The following is an 18,396-nucleotide window of genomic DNA, read 5'->3' as shown; positions in this document are numbered from 1 at the left end:
TTGCTATCCCAAGACATGAACAGAAAATATGACCGAGAACGGTGACGGAATACAATCCTCTGAACGGATCGCCATCATTGGCATGGCCGGGCGCTTTCCGGCGGCGCGCAATGTTGGCCAGTTCTGGCGAATGCTCGCGGGTGAGCGCCTCGGGACGCGCTGGTTCACGGATGAGGAACTCCTGAAAGAGGGCGTCAGCCGCAGCGCGATTGCCGACCCGAACTACGTGCCGGCGGCCAATTTCCTGCTCGACATGGAATGTTTCGACGCCGGGTTCTTCGGCTTTTCCCCGCGCGAGGCATCGATCCTCGATCCACAGCACCGACATTTCCTGGAATGCTCGTGGGAGGCGCTTGAGGATGCCGGTCATATGCCGGAGAATTTCGACGGCCGCGTCGGGGTGTTCGCCGGATCGGGAATGCAGGCCTATCTGCCTTTCAATCTTCTGTCCAATCCCGACCTGGTCGAGGAAATCGGCCTGTTCCTGCTCCGCCATACGGGCAATGATAAGGACTTTCTGACCACCCGGCTATCCTATCTGCTGAATCTGCAGGGACCATCGATCAACATTCAGACTGCCTGCTCCACCTCGCTCGTCGCCATGCATCAGGCCGCCGCGAGCCTGCTGTCGATGGAATGCGACATGGCGATTGCGGGCGGCGTCACCGTTGAATTACCACACCGCCACGGCTATCATTTTTCAGCAGGCGAAATCCAGTCACCGGATGGCCTTTGCCGCCCGTTTGACGATGAAAGTCAGGGCACTGTCTTTGGCTCGGGCGCCGCCATTGTCATTCTCCGGCGGCTGGAGGATGCGCTGGCCGACGGCGACGACATTCGCGCGGTCCTGATCGGCTCGGCGGTCAATAACGACGGATCGGCAAAGGCGGGCTATCTCGCGCCGAGTGTCGATGGCCAGGCGGAAGCCGCGGCCGAGGCGCTGGCCATAGCGGGAATTGCGCCCGAAAGCGTTTCCTATATCGAAGCCCACGGCACCGGCACCCCCGTCGGCGACCCGATCGAGCTGGCCGCGCTGTCACAGGTGTATGGACCCGGCGGCACTGGTTTTTGCGGGATTGGCTCGGTCAAGAGCAACGTCGGCCATCTCGATACAGCGGCAGGTACTACCAGCCTGATCAAGGTGATAGAGGCCTTGCGCCACGAAACCCTGCCCGCAACATTGCATTATAAAACCCCAAACAGCCGTTTCGATATTGCTGCCAGCCCGTTTTATGTTGTCGATACCACCCGCCCCTGGCCGCGCGGTGCCGTTCCGCGCCGGGCGGCAGTCAATTCACTTGGCGTCGGCGGCACCAATGCGCATGCGATCATTGAGGAGGCCCCGGCCCGCCCACAAACTCAGGCGGACACCAACTGGCGGATATTCCCCTTCTCCGCCCGCACCCCGACGGCCCTTGACGGGCTACAGGATAAATGGCGAAGATTTCTGGGTCGGGAGGAGGCCCCGCCCGCCCTGGCGGATGCCGCCTATACGCTCAGTCATGGGCGCCGTGAATTTTCCGAGCGCCGCGTCATTATCGCCCGTGACAAGAACGGACTGACCAGCGGCTTGTGGCAGGAGGCAGCAGAACGCACCGCGCGCGGCAGCGCTGGCACCACACCCGAAATCACCTTCATGTTCCCGGGCGGCGGCGCGCAATATCCGGGCGCCGGCGCCGGACTGCTGACAAGCTCTCCTGCCTTCAAGGCGGCGGTGGACGACTGTTTCAATCAGCTTCCCAAGGACGCCCCGTCGGACCTGCGCGTGATGATGTTCGATCGGGCGCTTGACGATGTTGACGCCCGCGCCAGACTGGAAAGGTCCGGATATGCCATTCCAGCCCTGTTCATCCTTGAATATGCCTACGCACGGATGTGGCAGGACTGGGGCGTGCAGCCGACCGCCATTCTCGGTCATAGCGCCGGGGAATACGCGGGCGCGGTTATCGCCGGCGTCATGTCCCTTGCCGATGCCCTCAAGATTGTGACCTGGCGCGGCAAGGTGATGGATGCCGCTGCCGCCGGTGCCATGAGCGTTATTCCCGCGCCTGCCGACAAGGTTGCCGAGCTTATCGGCGACAGCCTCGATATCGCCGCCCGCAATGCGCCCGACCTCTGCGTGGTGTCCGGCGAAATTGCCAAGATTGAGGCGCTGGAAACGGAGCTGAAAGGCACAGAGTACGAGGCCACCCGCGTCCGTATCAATGTCGCCGCCCATAGCCGCATTCTTGATAACCAGCTTGATAATTTCAGGAACGGGATTGCCGGTGTCACCCTGAAAGCGCCGGAAATCCCATTTGTATCGAGTTTGCGCGGAGACTGGGCGGAACCCGGAGATTTCTCGACCATCGATTACTGGGTGAAACATCTGCGGCATACGGTTCTATTCGCCGATGCCATCGAAACCATCTTGCGAAAGCCCAACCAGATCCTGCTTGAGATGGGACCGGGCAAAACGCTGGCACCGCTTGCGGAAATGAGCGCGGGCGCGCATCGGCCGCTTGCGGTTCTGGCCTCGGGCCGTGCCCCGAAGGTCGATGAGGATGACATGGCCATGGCCCTGACCGCGGCCGGGGCCCTCTGGACCCGGGGCGTTGCACTCGACTGGCAGCGCCTGCCCGGCGGCGATACCGGCCAGCGCGTGTCCCTTCCCACCTACGCCTTTGCGCGTGACCGCCACTGGGTTGAGCCCGGTAAGGGAAGTCCCGCTGCCAGCAATGAGGACGATGCACCCGCCGTCCGGCTGGAACGAATTGCCAATCCGGATAACTGGTACCAGACCCCGACATGGATCCCCGCGCCGATCCCCCCTGCGGAGCCCGGACAGAACCGGAGCTGGATGCTGTTTCATGGCGGCGACCCGATATCGGAAGCAGTGCTGCACGAAATCAGGGCACGGCGGCAACCCTGCTACATCGTCCGCCCCGGAGAGACTTTCGCGCAGTCGGGGAACGGCTTCCAGATTGCCGCCGACAGGACGGAGGATTATGACGCGCTGCTGGCAGCCCTGCCCCGGCTGCCGACAAATATCATTCACGGCTGGCCGCTCGGCACGGAGCCGGGCGCTGACCAGCGTGAAATCTTCGACAGCGCCTTCTGCCTCTGCCGGGCGATACAGTCGGCAGACCCGGCCGAGGATATTCATCTTTCCTTTGTTGGCAGCGGCGCCTTTTCTGTGGCCGGCGAGCCGGTGACACATCCGGAGCTTGGAACCCTTCTCGGTCCGGCGCGCGTCTCACCGCGGGAAATTCCCAGCCTGACGACGCAATATCTTGACATTGATCCCGGTGCCAGTGCGGACGAGACGGCAGCCCGCGTGCTCGAAGAACATGACAGCAATACCCTCAAAAGCCGTGTTGCTTTTCGCGGGAATGCGCGCTTCACTTGGGATCTGGCCCGCCTTGAGGCATCCGCCCCGGATGGCCTGCCCGTCAGGCTGACGGAAAACGGCGTTTATGTGATCACCGGCGGCACCGGTGGCATCGGGCTCGCGCTTGCAAGCTATCTCGGCACAGTGGCAAGAGCCCGGGTGGCCCTGATCGGGCGCCGGAAAATGCCAGCGGAGGCAGAGTGGGCCAAAATCCTGAAAACGGCCCCGGACGGAGCGCAGTCACAGGTGATCCGCACCGCACAACACATAAAGGCCGCAGGTGGAGACGTCACCTTCCTCGGTGTTGATGTTGCCGACGCCGGGGCACTGTCAGAGGCGCTGGCGACAGTTCGGGCAAAATTTGGGGACATTAACGGGGTGTTTCACGGCGCCGGTATCATGGATGACGCCCCAATGATGATGAAAACCCTGGATGATACCCACCGGGTCATGGCCGCCAAGGTTACCGGCGGGCAAAATCTTGCGGTTCTGCTCCCCGATGGGACCCTTGATTTCTTCGCCGTCTTTTCATCGACCTCGGTCGTGACCGCACCGCCCGGACAGGTTGATTACGTCGCCGCGAATGGCTATCTCGAGGCGCTTGCCGCCTCCCGGGGCGACGGTCTCGCCATTTCCTTCGGCGTCTGGTGCGATATCGGCATGGCGTCCCGTAGTTATGATGATGGTGCAGCAACGGGCGTAACGGTTCATCCGCTGCTGGGGGTCGCGAGCCACGCAAAAGACGGCACTTTCATTTTCACAGCGCAGTATGATCCGGCGGCTCTCTGGGTTTTGAATGAACATATTGTGGGCGGCGTTCCGGTTCTGCCGGGAACCGCGTATATCGAAATTGCGCGAGCGGCAATGGAACAGCTTACTCATACTCGGAGCTGGGAAATACAAGCGCTGTCGCTGGTCAACCCGATGGTTTTTCCTGAAGGCATGCGCGCCCGCGTCGTCGTCACCCTGACCCCTGACGACAAGGGCTACGAATTTTGCGTCGAGAGCCGTATGTCACCGGAGGCCCCAATGGTGGAGCATTGCCGTGGACAGGTCCGTCTCAGACTGTTCAACGACCGGAAAATCCCGCGGGCCCTGAATCATCAGCTGAAAGGACTGCGCCCATCCGATAGCAGCGGTCATGATTCGCAGGAAGACCTGATCGATTTCGGACCGCGCTGGAATAATATTGGTGAGATCCGCAAGGGAATAGACGAAATCGAGGCTGATTTTACCCTTGCCGACGCCTTCGCCGACGATCTGAAGGTGTTTGCCACCCATCCGGGCCTGATGGATACGGCGGCGACCATCGGCCTGAACCTGCTGTCCGATGTTGGCCGCGAGGGAGCGTTTTACGCGCCGATGTCGATCGACCGCCTCCGTATTCTAAAACCATTGCCCCAGCGCTTCACCGCGCGGGCAAAACTGATGGCACAAACGCCTGGTCGCTATGCCAGTTTTGATGTCGTCTTCGTCGACCAGAACGACATGCCATTAGTGATACTGGAGGGATTTGCTCTCCGCCGGGTTGAAGGCGCCAGCTTCGACTGGCACAGCTCGCCAGACCTGCTGGTCGATATGATGATTGCGCAGGGCATTCGCGCGAAGGAGGCGCCGGCAGTGTTCAGCCGGATGCTGAACATCCCCGCCGCACAGATAATCGTCTCCCCGACCCCGATCGCCGACCTCAGCCGGGAAATGGCCCGCCTTGCCGAACCCCGGGGCAAAAAATCCACCGGGGCAGAAATATCAGGCAGTCTCGCCGATGCAACGCTGTATGCCAATCCCGTCGAACAACGGATCGCCGGGTTCTGGACAGAATTGCTGGGGGTTGACCAGCCGGCGCCCGAGGCCGACTTTTTCTATCTCGGCGGCCATTCCCTGGCCGCCGTCCGGCTGTTTGCCAAAATCCGCAAGGAATACCAGATTGACCTGCCCCTCGCGACCCTGTTCCAGGCGCCAACATTACGGGCCCTGTCAAATATCGTTGTCACAAAGGCCGGGCTTGAATTCAAGGATCAGGGGACGACCATGACGGACACCGCGGATCAGGAATGGTCACCCCTCGTCGCCATCAAGGAAGGCGATCTGTCGATAAAGCCGTTTTATCTGGTGCATGGGGCAGGCGGAAATGTGCTGAATTTTCGCTCTCTTTCCGGATATCTCGATCCCAGGCTGCCGTTTTACGCTCTGCGAGCGCTCGGCTCCGACGGCGGGGCTGACATCCACGAAACCATCGAGGAGATGGCCAAATGTTATGTCGCCGCAATCCTGAAACACCAGCCGGAAGGCCCGTTTCATATCGGCGGGTATTCCGGCGGCGGGGTTGTCGGTCTGGAAATGGCACGGCAACTGACAGAGGCGGGCCATGATGTCGACAACCTGGTCATGTTCGACACCCTCGCACCGGAGCGCAATCCGCAAAAGATCGGCCTCCTTCAGAAACTCTGGACGGCCCGCCACTGGAGCCTGGGCTTTGCCCTGAAATGGCCGCAGAGACGGTGGAAGCGCCGTTTCGCCGCCTCGGAAAGAGCACTTATCCAGCAATATCTGGAACGCGGGGAACAGCTACCGGACGAGCTGACCGGCCAACGTATGACGGAGGCCTATATCGCCGCCGAGAACCGCTACCGTCCGGAAACCTATGATGGCGATATGTTATTGTTTAAGGGCCGGGATGCCAGCATTGAGTTCCTGCGGGCCGGTCTGTCCCTCGGCTGGGATGACTGGATTACCGGCACAATCAGGGTCATGACGTTCAATTGCGATCATTTCAACATGATGATCGACCCGACAATCGGCGAAATCGGCGAAATACTGAACGAGTTGCTGGTTGACGATTGAAATAAAATCGGTCCTTACGGTTTGGACCAATCCCCCGGCACGACTTGCCCGTAGAATACCAGAGTATCGGCAACGAGTCCGCTCCGTCCGAGATTAACATGAGTGCCGTCCTTGTAGGCGATGAAGCGCTTGGGCTCCTTCGCCGCGGCAAACAACTCTCTTGCCGAGTCAATATTAAGGGTTGTGTCTTTCTCGCCATGCAGCATCAGCAGGGCGGCGTTGATATTCGCGATCCGGTCGATCGAGTCATAGCGTTCCCTGTACATAATGTAGCAGAAGGGCAGATTGAAGAAATGATCGGTAAAATAGCGGCAAAATCGCGGATAGGCCGCCTCCAGCACCAACGCCGCTACAGCGCGGTCAGCGGCGAGATGGGTGGCAACGCCCGTCCCGAGGCTATAGCCGTGAACAACACGGCGCGCAGGCGGTATATCTTCGCCCATCATCGCATCCAGTTGATCATAGACCGCGCGGGCATCGGCGGCAAAGGCATCTTCCGACGGCGTGCCGCCCGCTCCACTTGATCCCCGATAGACCAGAGCGGCCATGCCAAGACCCTTGTCAAGAAATGGCGTGAGGCGTTCCGCCGAGGGTCCGATTGAGGTATCGCTGCCCATAAAATACAGAATAACGGGCGCGCCCTTTTCGGGGCGTTTGATCCAGACATCGATCGGCGCGCCATCCTCAGAGATGATATGAGCGACCCCTACCCCCGGCAATCCAAGTTGTGCCGGTGTTTCGGTGTTCTGATTGAAATGGTAGATGGCTCTGTAAAACACGAAACCGCTGAGCAAGTATACGCAGCCCGCCGCGACCAGCAACCCGCCGATGACAATCATCACCTTGGAAAAAGACATGAATCGCTCCAGATTAAACTTTAATATCTAGCGGAGATAGGCGGCAACAGAAGCGAGGTCAAGCAAAGGTTTTTGACCATAAAAGGGCGTATAAACACCATAATGGTATCGTTTGTGGCGATCGCCCGCAAATTCAATCCCATAATGGTGCGGGATTACATCGGGTCGGGCACCATTATGGTTTACAGGCTTCGCGATAATTAAATCAGTCTTTTGACTCTGCCTGTCCGTCCCGGGCATTGAGGAAGGCCTGACGGCCGACACGGGACCAGCTGGCCGACAAGGTGAGCGCCGCGCGATAGGAGCTTAATATCTCGGTCGCGGGCGCATCTCCCTCGACAAAATTATCAAGCAGCGCCGGGGTCAATTCCTTCGCCCGGGCAATAAGGTCCGCCGGAAATTCCTTCACCTTGACATTTTTCTCGACTATCAGGCTATTGAGGGCGCGGCCGTTTTCCCAGTCGGATTCCGACAGCGCGAAGGCATTTTCCGCCTGACAGGCGTTCTCGACAATTGCCTTGAGGGCCGGGCTCAAGGCCGCGAAGGCCTCCGCGTTGACCAGACATTCGGCGCTGCCGTTGGGTTTGTTGAAGGACGGCCAGTAATAATAGGGCGCCGCCTTGTAAAAACCGAAGGCCCTGTCACTCCACGGCCCCAGAAATTCGGCCGCATCAATCAGGCCGCTTTGCAGACCTGGATAAATATCGCCGGGCGGCAGCAGGACCGCCGTCGCCCCCAGCTTCTTGAATAACTCACCGCCAAGGCCGCCGCTCCTGATCTTGATGCCGTTCATGTCCGCAAGCGAGTTGATTTCCCGCTTGAACCAGCCGCCCATCTGGATGCCCGTATTGCCCGCCATAAAGGGTTTTATATTAAATGGCGCATAGAGCTTGTCCCAGAGCGCCTGCCCGCCGCCGTGGTTTATCCAGGCCATATGCTCAAGCGCCGTCAACCCAAAGGGAATGGTCGTGAAGAAGACGCTGGCCCGCGCCTTGCCCTGCCAGAAGAAGGAAGCCGTATGCCCGAGTTCGGCATATCCGTCACCTACCGCGCCGAAGACCTCCAGCGGTGGCACCAACTCACCGGCCGCATAGAGTTTGACCGTCAGCTTGCCGTCGCTCATCTGCGTGATCCGGTCGGCGAGACGCTGGGCCGTCATGCCAACGCCGGGGGAGCCTTTGGGCCAGGACGTGACCATCTTCCAGGTCTGCGCCCCGCTCGCCAGCGCGGGCGCGGGCAGAGCCGCCGTCGCCGCGGCGGTGGCAGAAACCCCGGCAGCGCTCAGAAAATGGCGGCGGGTCAGGGATTTTTCACTCATGTCGTTCCTTTCGGTAGTCAGCTTCCTCAGCCGAGGCTGGACTGGCTTGATTGATAGATCTGATCGAGAATGGCAGCGGCGAACCCGCCGGGACCGGCGTTACTAATCGCGGCGCGTTCTCCGGCAGAACCGAGAAGCGTGAGACCCTCGGTCACTGCCGTAAACATCGCATCGGGCCGCGAAACGGCGCAGAAAGCAGCAATCAATGCGGTCCCGGCGCAACCGATGCCGGTCACCCGGCTCATCAGCGAATGCCCGCCCTCCAGTGTCAACTCGCGCGCGCCGTCGGTAATGAAGTCCGTCGCCCCGGTCACGGCGACGACTGCCCCGCTGCTCTGGGCAAGTGATGTGGCGTCGGGACCGAGCGCCGCGATCTCGCCCTTGTTGCCGCGAATAACGGTGGGACCGAGGGCAAGCAACTCTCGTGCATAGCCAAGCCGTGCTGGGGCCCGGTCAACAAGGACCGGATCGAGAATCCAGGGAATGGATTTCGCCTGTGCCTGTTCAATTGCCCGCTCGATGGCTTGTTTTCGCACGGGATCTAGAGTGCCGAGATTAACAAGCAAGGCATCGGCGCCGCGGACAAAATCTACAACCTCCGAGATATCCGCTGACATCGATGGGATGGCCCCGAGAGCGAGCAGCATATTTGCCGTGATGCCCTGGACAACCGTATTGGTCAGGCAATGCACAGCCGGACGCCGATCCTGTATCGCCCGCAAAGGCAGTTCTGGCAATTGATCACGCATGACGCTCCCCCTTTTTGTATCGGTGGAGAGTGACGCTGATATTCCTGAGTTAAGATTACCGAGCCTCAATTCCCTCCGCCGGTTCTAACCGGATCAGGTTCTGCGGGTCGACGGAACTTCGTCTCTCAGCCTTCAAAAGGCACCCCGATGAGTACGGTTGCCAGTGTAGGAATTATCAGGGATTTTGCAACGGAAAATGTAAGGACCGACTATTTGTTGGAGACAGCCAGGCTTTTTCTATGATATTTTATGTAAATATAAAGTTCGGATCCGGCGTGAGCCCTCCGCCCAGACGAGTATCAGCCCATGACCGCCCAGCAGCTTCGCTTCACCTTTCTCAATGTCGGTCATTTTACAGACCATCTTTTCATGCTGATTTTTGCGAAGGCCGCCTTTAGCGCAGGTCTCGCCTTCGGGCTTGCCGAGGGCGGCGCCTATGCCGAGATGATCCCTTACGGCATCCCGTCGCTGGTCCTGTTCGGGGCCGGGGCGCCGCTTGCCGCCTATCTCGCCGACAAATGGAACCGCACCGGTATGCTCACGGTGTTCTTTGTTGGCATCGGGCTCTCGGCCATCGCCACCGGGTTCGCACAATCGCCCCTGCAAATCGCTTTTGGTCTTGCCGCCATCGGCCTGTTCGCCTCGATCTATCATCCCGTCGGCATTGCCATGGTCGTGCAGGGCGGCGGCAAGGTCGGCTGGCGCGTCGGCGTGAATGGTGTCTGGGGCAATATGGGAGTGGCGGCGGCACCGCTGATTACCGGCTTCATCCTCGCCGGCTATAACTGGCAGCTCGCTTTTATCCTGCCCGGTATTATCGCCATTGCCATGGGCATCGGGTTTCTTGTTTTCGTGCGCCGGGGCGGCGCGCGCACGCCCCTTCCCGCCGCCGGGGAGAAAGATATCGTCGGCTTCATGCCGGGCTGGCGCCGCGCCCTTCTGGCCATTGCTCTGGTGACCTCGGCCGGGGGGTTCGTGTTTGGCACCATGACTTTTATCATTCCCCGCATGTTCGAGGTCAGCCTGCCCGATGTGACGATTGATGTCGCCACCACCGGCCTGCTGGCGGCGCTCGTCTATGCCATTGCCGCCTTTGCCCAGTTGATTGTCGGACGGATGATTGACCGCTACCGCGTCAAGCCGGTCCTGTTCACCATGGCACTGGCGCAGCCGATCCTGATCGGCTTTATGGCAACGCAGAGCAACTACATGCTGTTTTTTGCAACCCTCGCCGCGATGGCCTTCGTTTTTGGCCAGATTCCTATCACTGACACGGTCATTTCCCGCTATGTCCCTGATGCGTGGCGGGCAAAGGTCCTGTCCGTCAAGCTGATGCTCAATCTCGTCATCGGGGCGATGGCCCTGATGGCGGCGCGCTACATCCTGGAGCAGGGTGGCGGTTTCTCTGGCGTGATCACGGTTGTTGCCATCGTCGCCGCGCTGATCGTACTGGCGGCACTCGTCCTGCCGGGCCGCCTTCGCGAACCGCGTGACGCGCCCGCCGTCGTCTCACCCGCGGAGTAACCGGGATCCGGCGGCAATTGACCGGGGCGGAGGTCTTTGACATACTCAGCCGACAAAGGAGACGCCCATGACTGTCGCGCTGACGATCCGGCCAAAAAACCTTCTTGCTCCGCCTGTCCGGCTTGATCCCGCCTTCGACGACCCGGAAGCAGTCGTCCGCCTCATTGCCAAGGGCAGCCCCTATAAAACTCTCTCGGCGGTCCATCGCAATATTGGCGAAACCTCCGGTGGCTGGTTCCGTAATTTCTGGGCGCTTGGCGGCAAGGTCGTGTTCGACGGGGCTGAGCCGTTCTTTCACAATCCCCGCTTCATCGCCGCGGCAAAGCAGTCGTTCAAGGCGGGGGTGATCCGCCCGGTCGCCATGATGACAAATCTCAACCTGCCCGCCGCAGGTCTCCCCCATCATCAGGATCTGCCGTTTTTCCGCGGCGCCCAGAACCGCGAGGTCCCAAGCTGGATGCTGGCGCCGATGGGATATTCGGGGTTGTTTCACGACTGGGCGATCCCGGTTGCCTCGGCGATCACCTGGTTTTATGACGGTGAGGGCGGGGAGTTTGAATATTGGCCGGACGGCCTCGATGCTCCGTCCCGAACCGAGCGCCCGCCCTACGACAATTGCTGCGTGCTGGCCGACAACGAATATATGTATCACCGCGTCGGCCCCGTCGGCCCGGAGGCGGAGCATTCCCGCTATACGGACCTCGGCCATGATGCCCGGCTGGAATTAATGCCCGACACCCACTGGCAGGTGACAGACGCGGGGAAACCCTTTGCCCAGCTTGACTATGGCGCGGTCCGGATGTCGGTTCTGTGGAAGGGATATTGCTTCCGCGATGAGGCGGAGGCTGCCGCCTATGACGATCACAGCCATGACCTCACCGCCAGCCTGATTGCCGATATTTTCTGCGAGGACCTCACCGCGCGCGGGCTTGACGTCCGTAAACCGGATGATTTTTCATCAGATCCCGCCTGGAAGGAGGTCATCACCCGCGTCTACACGCCGCCCCCGGCGGGAGAGAAGGCTCAATGACCGTCAAACGCATCGTCGCCAATATCGCCACGCAGGAGGGGGACAAGGCCCGCGCTTTCTACGGTGACATTCTCGGCCTTGAGGTCGCCATGGATATGGGATGGATAAAGACCTATGTCGATACCGGGCATTCCGCCGCCCAAATCAGTTTCATGAGTGAGGGCGGCTCCGGCACGGCGGTGCCCGATCTCTCCATTGAGGTTGATAACCTTGACGAGGTGCTGGCGCGGGCAAAAGCAGCCGGGATCCCCATCGAATATGGCCCCACCGAGGAGCCCTGGGGCGTCCGCCGCTTCTATCTCCGCGATCCGTTTGGCAAACTGGTCAATATCCTCGCCCATGTATGAGCAGCCTATGCAATTTCCTGCAGTCGGTTTCCCTCGTTTTACACAGTGAATGAGACGTCACGGCGCCCATATCCAGACTGTTCGGGACCGTTACGCAACACCGTAAAGACGAAATTCAACGCCGCAACAGTCGAAACTGCTGTCACTGACCGCAAGGCCTGCCTTTTCCGCCGCGCGCAGCATTTGCCGCCGGTCGATAACAGTCAGGTCGATGGCGCGGAGCAACTCCGCCGGGGTATTATCGGTCTGGCGGAAGGTGATCGTTCCGTAATCGAGCCTTATTTCGGCGATGCCCGGCTCGCCGACACTCACCGGCCGGTCACAAAGCCCCGCCCAGAGCGCCGCCCGCAAGCCCGCCTTCGGGCTGCTGATCTCAATCCCGAGAATATCGCGCGTGGTGCCGGTGTCGATAAAATCCTGCCAATCCTCCCCGGCCCAGCCGTAGGCACCGAAAAGGTCATCGCCCCCATAATGGTGGTCAAATTCCATCATGGTGGCACCGGTCTGCCGCGGATTAAGCTGCAGCAACTCAGCTTTTTCGCCTTTCCGCTCGAATATTGCGTCAATTCCAGCGGCGGTGGCCAGCGCCCGATGTTTCGCGACATCGGCGCAATCGAAAATCGCCATATAACCGCCGCGCCCATGGTTGCGGGTGAGAAACCGGTCAACGGCGGTGCCTGCCTCGACCGGTGCGACAATTTCAAGGAAAACGCTGTTTACCGCGAACATGATATTTTCAAGCCCGAACTGCGGCAGGCGCGCCCTGTGGCAGACCTTCAGCCCGAGAATAGTCGACAGGGTTGCCTCGGCCTTCCTGATATTTGATGTCGCCAGGCAAATCTGCCTGAGGCGGACGTAATCCGTCGCGGCCATGATATCCTCCGTTTCCCGGAATTCCGGGGTTGGCCAGCTGTTCTCGATTATTGGTTGATCGACGCGGCCAGTATTTCAAATTATTCCGGCAGCGTAAAGGTCGTTGCCTCCCCCGGCGCAAAATGGCGTCACGACGCCAAACAAAAAATCAGTAGTAAAATTATTCGATGCTGATAGGCTGCAAAGCAGATAGAATCCGCCATCATCCATTGATAGGCCTAACGGATTGACCTTGTCTGGATTAGCGCAATTGAGCAAAAACATGAACTCTAACCCCCTTGTCAGAATCGGGGCCGGATATCCCGGGATTTCGCCACGTCCCAGCCTGGCCGCCTATGGGCGGTCATAACCGGATGTCCGCGAACCTGCCCTCCCCGATCACGAGAATGACCCAGGCGATGCTGGTGCTCGGCCTTTGCGCAGCCCTTGTCGTTGTTTTTGTCAACCTCAGGGAAAGCCGACCAATGCAACTGATCGAAAGTCAGTTACTTGACTGGCGATTCCTGCTGCGGGGACCGATCCCGGCCGACCGCAATATTCAACTGGTAATCGTCGACAATCGTCGTAACCCGGCCGTTGAAAGTCCGACGGACCTGTTCAGGATTGCCGATACCGTGTCTTTTCTGACTGCCAACGGGGCGCGGACCATTGTTCTTGATCCGGCACTTCTGCCAATTGAGTCAATCGCCGCAGAGCGGGACCACGGAGGCGCCGAAGCGGCACTGGCGAAATCCCTGCAACGCGCCGCCAACGTGGTAATCCCGTATGTCTTCAGCTTCGCCCCGTCGACCGCTGAGCGGACGCCCCTGCCGGAAACCGTCCGGAAAACCGCGTCGACCATCCAACGGGCCCAGGACAAGGCCTCGCTCATCGTCCCCTTTCAGCCGACGGGCTTCCAAGTGCCGGTCGGACAGCTTCTTGCCGCCACAACACCGGGGCATGTCATATCGATCGATGAAGACAGCCGCAGCCGCCGGTACGCCTATCCGGTGCTTGCTTATCGCAATGCCTTTTATCCCTCGCTCGCCCTTCAGGCCGCCCGGCTTTATTTCGGCATGGAACCGGCGTCAATTGCCGTCAGTCTCCCCGGCGGGCTGCAACTGGGCAGCAATTATATTCCAACCGATAGCCGTCTTCGGCTCGCCGTTAATTATCGCGGCCCCGAAGGGACCTACATCCGGCATTCCCTCAAGGACCTGCTTGCCGGGAAATCTCCTGGAAGCACCTTCAAGGATAAGTTGGTTGTGATCGGTCTCGCGCCCGTAGACGGCAGCGAAAAGCTGGCAGTGCCGTTCGGCGCCGGGCTCTCGACGGCCGAGTTCCAGGCCACTGTCATCGATAATCTTCTCCATGCTGATCCGCTTGACCGGTCACAGCAAGTGGTTGTCCTCGATATCCTGCTTCTCGGGCTAATCGGGCTGGCGTTCGGGTTGGTGGCGGTTGCAAAGCGCGTTGCCATCGTTGTCACCCTCGCCATTATCGGCGGCGCGCTTGTCTCGGCCGTCAACATCGGCGCCTTTATTCTGCTCAATCTGTGGCTCAACCTGACATTTCCGCTGCTGGCGATTATCCTCTGCACCCTAGTCCTGCTGATGACGAAGAAAGTGTCAGCACGGCGGCTGAAGGCTATTCAAGCGGCCGCCAAGTCCGACGATGCCAACCAGTTTTCCATTCCCTGGACGTTTGATCGCGTGGCGAAAGCCCGTATTTTCGGCTCCGACCCTGATGAAGATACGGAGGAGGTGGAAAACGACTCTTCGCCCCTCGATGATGTCGATACAGCAGATACCGAAAACGCCCGCCCGCCTGAGGCCAAGCCGGTCCCAACAGCCAACGAGTCCAAGACAACAGACGCGAAAGAGGCGGTAAAGCCCGAAATTACAGTCACGCCAGAAGAAGCAGAACCACCAAAGGAGCTGGAAGACGATAACGCCGCCGCCAAGGCGGATGCGGATGCGACGCCGGACCTCACGCTTCCTGTTGGCGCCGCGGGTGATGACACGGTCGATGCGGAAAACGAAGACCACAAGGACGTCGACGACGACAAGGAAGCGGAGGATGAGCCGATCTTCTTCCTGCCGCCCGCGTCGGAAGTAATGCCCGAACCACCAAAGCCCGAACAGGCGCCCGCTGAACAGACACATTCTGAACCGCTCCTGTTGCCTGTACGTCAGGGGAAAAAGCCAAGCCCGCAATTTCCCATGACTGACACTGTACCGAAACAGAAAAAGAGCCCGAAATTATCACTTACCGAGGCGGTGGAGACCCCACCGGAGAAACCGGCCATGGCGGAAAACGAACCCGAAACAGCAGGGAAAGCCCCGGACGAAGCGGCGCGCACCAACAATATCTTTCCTGTCGCCGTGCTCTATATCAACATGAACCGGTTGCGCACCCTCGGCAACGGCTTGGGCCCGACACGCGCGGCGCAGTTCCTGCACGCGGTCAATCAACTTGTCGACAAAACCGTCACGAAGCATCACGGTTTCCTTGAAAAATTTGGGGAATCTGGCGTCATGGCGCTGTTCGGCCTTCCCGATGCCACGGCACAGGATGCGGAAAACGCCCTGAAATGCGGCCGCGAACTCGCCATCTCGCTCTCGGAATGGAGCAACCATCAGGCGCCGCCGAATGACGGCGAGGTGAAATTCTGTATCGGACTTCATTATGGTCCGGTTATAATCGAGCCCTCGGGCAGTGCGGACGCCCCGGAGTTGAGCCTAGACGGTGAGGCCATCCGGCTCGCGAGCCGCCTTGAAAAATCAACCGCCGCTGCCGGCGCGGCCGTGGTTGCCTCCGCCGCCCTGATCGATGAGGTCAAGCGGCTGGAGGATACGGGCGCCGCGCTTGAAGACCTGCTGGAAATGCCCGGCCAGAGAATCCCGGGCAGGCCAGAGCCAATGACGCTGTGGCGCTGGCCCGGCCTGACGGACGACTAGCATTTCTGCAATAAAAGCCTGCCTAACGCCCTGATCAGCAGCGCGTAAACGTCATCGCTGCGGCCTTGGCAGGCGGGAGAAACGCTCGAACTCGCTATCCCGGTCCTCCTGCCCGCGCGGTGAATGCTATGGCTCAGAAACCTGTTCCTTAGCTGCTACGCGTTTGTTGCCCTGAATTTTTCGACCCGCTGGTCAATCGCCCCGAAGATCGAGGCCCCGGTTGCATCCTTCATTTCAATGCGGACCTGATCACCGAACTTCATGAACGGTGTTTTTGCCGTTCCCGTCTCGATGGTTTCGATCATGCGCAGCTCGGCGATGCAGGAGAAGCCCGCACCGCCCTCCGATATCGCCTTGCCGGGACCCTCACCCAACTTATTTGAGACGGTGCCGGAGCCGATTATCGTGCCGGCGGAGAGCGGCCGCGTCTTCGCAGCATGAACAATTAACTCGGCAAAATCAAATGTCATGTCGATCCCGGCATTGGCCTTGCCGAAAGCGGCGCCGTTATACTCCACCAGCAACGGCAGGTGCAGTTTCGCGCCGTCCCAGGCATCACCTAGGGCACCCGGAGTCACGGCGACCGGTGAGAAGGCGCTCGACGGCTTGGCATGGAAGAAGCCGAAGCCCTTGCCAAGTTCCGCCGGGATCAGGCCGCGCAGCGAAACATCATTGACCAGCATCACAAGGCGGATGGCGTCGCGGGCCGCGTGCTCGTCGGCGCCCATCGGCACATCTCCGACGATGACCGCCACTTCCCCCTCCATATCGATGCCATAGGCCTCGTCCGCCATCCGGATCGGCGCGCGCGGATCGAGAAAACTGTCGGAGCCGCCCTGATACATCAACGGATCGGTCCAGAAGGACGGCGGCATCTCGGCATTCCTCGCTTTACGCACCAGTTCGACATGATTGACATAGGCCGAGCCGTCCGCCCATTGATAGGCACGCGGCAGTGGCGATCGGGCGCGGGCCTCGTCGAACGGCTCACCAAGGCTGGCATCCGTCTCCAGCCGCGCGGCGACCTGTTCCAGTTTTGGCGCAACCTTCATCCAGTCATCCAGCGCCGATTGCAGGGTTGCCGCAATGTCCGGTACGGGCAGGCAACGGCCAAGGTCCTTGGAGACCACCACCAGCTGGCCGTCCCGGTCGCCATTGTTCAGGGTTGCCAGTTTCATTTCTTTCCCTCTATCGTGCCGTCGAAGCGTTTTTCCAGCCCGTCCCAGCAATTGATATAATCCGTCTGCAGCCCTCCCAGTCCGGCGGCATAGCCCGTCACCTGCTGCGGCAGGCGGGTTTCAAACATGAAGGCCATGGTGTCATCGAGCTTTTGCGGGGCGAGGGTGGCGGTGCTGGCCTTGTCAAATCCGGCGGTATCCGGGCCATGCGGCAGCATCATGTTATGCAGGCTCATCCCGCCGGGCAGGAAACCCTGCTCCTTGGCGTCATACTGGCCCTCGATAAGCCCCATGAACTCGCTCATGATATTGCGGTGGTACCAGGGCGGGCGGAAGGTCTCTTCGGCCACCAGCCAGCGCGGCGGAAAAATCGCGAAATCGACATTGGCGGTCCCTGCTTCCGGCGTCGGCGCGGTCAGAACTATAAATATTGACGGATCGGGATGGTCATAGAGGATCGCCCCCATGGGGCAGAACCGCCTAAGATCATATTTAACCGGCGCATAATTCCCATGCCAGGCAACCACATCAAGCGGCGAATGGCCGATTTCCGTGTGATAGAACTGCCCGCCCCATTTCATCTCCACCCGGCAGGGCGTTTCTTTGTCCTCATAGGCAGCAATGGGGGTTTTGAAATCGCGGGCATTGGCGAGGCCATTGGCGCCGATGGGGCCACGCTCCGGCAGGGTAAAACGGGCGCCGTAATTCTCGCAGATATAGCCACGCGCCGCGCCATCAGGACATTCAACGCGGAACATCATCCCGCGCGGGAGCAAACAAATCTCCTGCGGTTCGACCTCCAGAACCCCGAGCTCGGTCGCGACCCGAAGCCGCCCAAGCTCAGGCACCAGCAGCATTTCCGCATCGGCATTGACGAAATAGTCATCGGTCATATCAGCGTTGAAGGCATATATATGAGCCGCCATGCCGACCTGCATCCGGACATCCCCGGCGGTGGTGATGGTGGCGACACCCGCGGGGAAAGCTGTTTCCGCCGTCGGCAGCGGCACCGGGTCCCAGCGATAGGGGCCGAGGGCCAGCGCTGCACCCGTCGTCGCCTCGCCCGCCGTCGCCGGGGCCGATAGCCAGTATGGACGGTCGAGCGGCGAGAAACGGCGGCTGTGCAGGACGGAGGGGCGCATCCGGTACAGCCAGCTGCGCGCGGACGTCGCCCGGGGGGCCGTGAAGGGCGTGCCGGAGAACTGCTCCGCATAGAGGCCGTAGGCGCATTTTTGCGGATTGTTCCGACCCTTGGGAAGGGCGCCCGGTAACGCCTCGGTTTCAAACTCGTTGCCAAATCCGGATAAATAGGTAAGCGCCATCCTGCATTCCTTGTAGATTTTTGCACCGAAATTAGTATCATTTGT

General features: G+C 60.1%; 11 protein-coding genes and 1 riboswitch. Of the genes, 5 read left to right on the top strand and 6 right to left on the bottom strand.

Annotation, left to right across the window (positions count from 1 at the left end; translation table 11 throughout):
- The first annotated feature begins 28 nt into the window (after positions 1 to 28).
- The gene (locus ACESNI_RS15595; RefSeq protein ID WP_373088630.1) at positions 29 to 6,214 is read left to right on the top strand and encodes an SDR family NAD(P)-dependent oxidoreductase; all 6,186 of its coding nucleotides are present in this window, start codon (positions 29 to 31) and stop codon (positions 6,212 to 6,214) included.
- 14 nt (positions 6,215 to 6,228) lie between these two features.
- On the opposite strand, the gene ACESNI_RS15590 is transcribed toward ACESNI_RS15595, so the two are convergent.
- The 3 genes from ACESNI_RS15590 to ACESNI_RS15580 form a co-directional block, all read right to left on the bottom strand.
- On the bottom strand, positions 6,229 to 7,071 hold the full coding sequence (locus tag ACESNI_RS15590; protein WP_373088627.1) for an alpha/beta hydrolase: 843 nt from the start codon (positions 7,069 to 7,071) through the stop codon (positions 6,229 to 6,231).
- Between the two features lie 205 nt (positions 7,072 to 7,276).
- Positions 7,277 to 8,389, bottom strand: a complete 1,113-nt coding sequence (locus ACESNI_RS15585; RefSeq protein WP_373088624.1) for a TRAP transporter substrate-binding protein — start codon at positions 8,387 to 8,389, stop codon at positions 7,277 to 7,279.
- A 26-nt stretch (positions 8,390 to 8,415) separates the two neighbouring features.
- Positions 8,416 to 9,138: a hydroxyethylthiazole kinase gene (locus ACESNI_RS15580; RefSeq protein WP_373088622.1), complete on the bottom strand. Its 723-nt coding sequence runs from the start codon at positions 9,136 to 9,138 to the stop codon at positions 8,416 to 8,418.
- Between the two features lie 52 nt (positions 9,139 to 9,190).
- Positions 9,191 to 9,295: riboswitch (TPP riboswitch) on the bottom strand.
- A gap of 149 nt (positions 9,296 to 9,444) precedes the next feature.
- Between ACESNI_RS15580 and ACESNI_RS15575 the strand changes: the two genes are divergently transcribed.
- From ACESNI_RS15575 to ACESNI_RS15565, 3 genes are all read left to right on the top strand, one after another.
- Positions 9,445 to 10,662 (top strand): MFS transporter, encoded by a 1,218-nt coding sequence (locus ACESNI_RS15575; RefSeq protein WP_373088621.1) that lies wholly within the window; start codon positions 9,445 to 9,447, stop codon positions 10,660 to 10,662.
- A gap of 67 nt (positions 10,663 to 10,729) precedes the next feature.
- A complete protein-coding gene (locus ACESNI_RS15570; protein WP_373088620.1) occupies positions 10,730 to 11,692 on the top strand; it encodes a hypothetical protein in 963 nt (320 codons plus the stop codon).
- Positions 11,689 to 12,039, top strand: coding sequence for a VOC family protein (locus ACESNI_RS15565; protein ID WP_373088618.1), 351 nt, complete (start codon positions 11,689 to 11,691; stop codon positions 12,037 to 12,039). The genes ACESNI_RS15570 and ACESNI_RS15565 overlap by 4 nt, the downstream gene beginning before the upstream one ends.
- Positions 12,040 to 12,129: 90 nt before the next feature.
- On the opposite strand, the gene ACESNI_RS15560 is transcribed toward ACESNI_RS15565, so the two are convergent.
- Entirely contained in the window at positions 12,130 to 12,912 is a 783-nt protein-coding gene (locus ACESNI_RS15560; protein WP_373088617.1) for a hypothetical protein, read from the bottom strand.
- Between the two features lie 353 nt (positions 12,913 to 13,265).
- Between ACESNI_RS15560 and ACESNI_RS15555 the strand changes: the two genes are divergently transcribed.
- Entirely contained in the window at positions 13,266 to 15,851 is a 2,586-nt protein-coding gene (locus ACESNI_RS15555) for a CHASE2 domain-containing protein (RefSeq protein ID WP_373088616.1), read from the top strand.
- 155 nt (positions 15,852 to 16,006) lie between these two features.
- Here the strand turns inward: ACESNI_RS15555 and ACESNI_RS15550 are convergent, their stop codons facing one another.
- The gene (locus tag ACESNI_RS15550; RefSeq protein WP_373088614.1) at positions 16,007 to 17,029 is read right to left on the bottom strand and encodes a fumarylacetoacetate hydrolase family protein; all 1,023 of its coding nucleotides are present in this window, start codon (positions 17,027 to 17,029) and stop codon (positions 16,007 to 16,009) included.
- Positions 17,026 to 18,351: a homogentisate 1,2-dioxygenase gene (gene hmgA, locus ACESNI_RS15545; protein ID WP_373088613.1), complete on the bottom strand. Its 1,326-nt coding sequence runs from the start codon at positions 18,349 to 18,351 to the stop codon at positions 17,026 to 17,028. The genes ACESNI_RS15550 and hmgA overlap by 4 nt, the downstream gene beginning before the upstream one ends.
- Between the last annotated feature and the right edge of the window lie 45 nt (positions 18,352 to 18,396).

This window comes from Sneathiella sp. (assembly GCF_041689005.1).
Classification (GTDB): domain Bacteria; phylum Pseudomonadota; class Alphaproteobacteria; order Sneathiellales; family Sneathiellaceae; genus Sneathiella.
The sequence above is the reverse complement of the archived record's forward strand: the minus strand, read 5'-3'. Positions and strand labels throughout refer to the sequence as shown.

What these genes read in the sequence shown, in the direction of transcription:
- ACESNI_RS15590 (WP_373088627.1), bottom strand. Translation starts at nt 7,071, where the DNA reads ATGTCTTTTTCCAAGGTGATGATTGTCATCGGCGGGTTGCTGGTCGCG.
- ACESNI_RS15580 (WP_373088622.1), bottom strand. Translation starts at nt 9,138, where the DNA reads ATGCGTGATCAATTGCCAGAACTGCCTTTGCGGGCGATACAGGATCGG.
- ACESNI_RS15585 (WP_373088624.1), bottom strand. Translation starts at nt 8,389, where the DNA reads ATGAGTGAAAAATCCCTGACCCGCCGCCATTTTCTGAGCGCTGCCGGG.
- ACESNI_RS15575 (WP_373088621.1), top strand. Translation starts at nt 9,445, where the DNA reads ATGACCGCCCAGCAGCTTCGCTTCACCTTTCTCAATGTCGGTCATTTT.
- ACESNI_RS15560 (WP_373088617.1), bottom strand. Translation starts at nt 12,912, where the DNA reads ATGGCCGCGACGGATTACGTCCGCCTCAGGCAGATTTGCCTGGCGACA.
- ACESNI_RS15595 (WP_373088630.1), top strand. Translation starts at nt 29, where the DNA reads ATGACCGAGAACGGTGACGGAATACAATCCTCTGAACGGATCGCCATC.
- ACESNI_RS15565 (WP_373088618.1), top strand. Translation starts at nt 11,689, where the DNA reads ATGACCGTCAAACGCATCGTCGCCAATATCGCCACGCAGGAGGGGGAC.
- ACESNI_RS15570 (WP_373088620.1), top strand. Translation starts at nt 10,730, where the DNA reads ATGACTGTCGCGCTGACGATCCGGCCAAAAAACCTTCTTGCTCCGCCT.
- hmgA (WP_373088613.1), bottom strand. Translation starts at nt 18,351, where the DNA reads ATGGCGCTTACCTATTTATCCGGATTTGGCAACGAGTTTGAAACCGAG.
- ACESNI_RS15555 (WP_373088616.1), top strand. Translation starts at nt 13,266, where the DNA reads ATGTCCGCGAACCTGCCCTCCCCGATCACGAGAATGACCCAGGCGATG.
- ACESNI_RS15550 (WP_373088614.1), bottom strand. Translation starts at nt 17,029, where the DNA reads ATGAAACTGGCAACCCTGAACAATGGCGACCGGGACGGCCAGCTGGTG.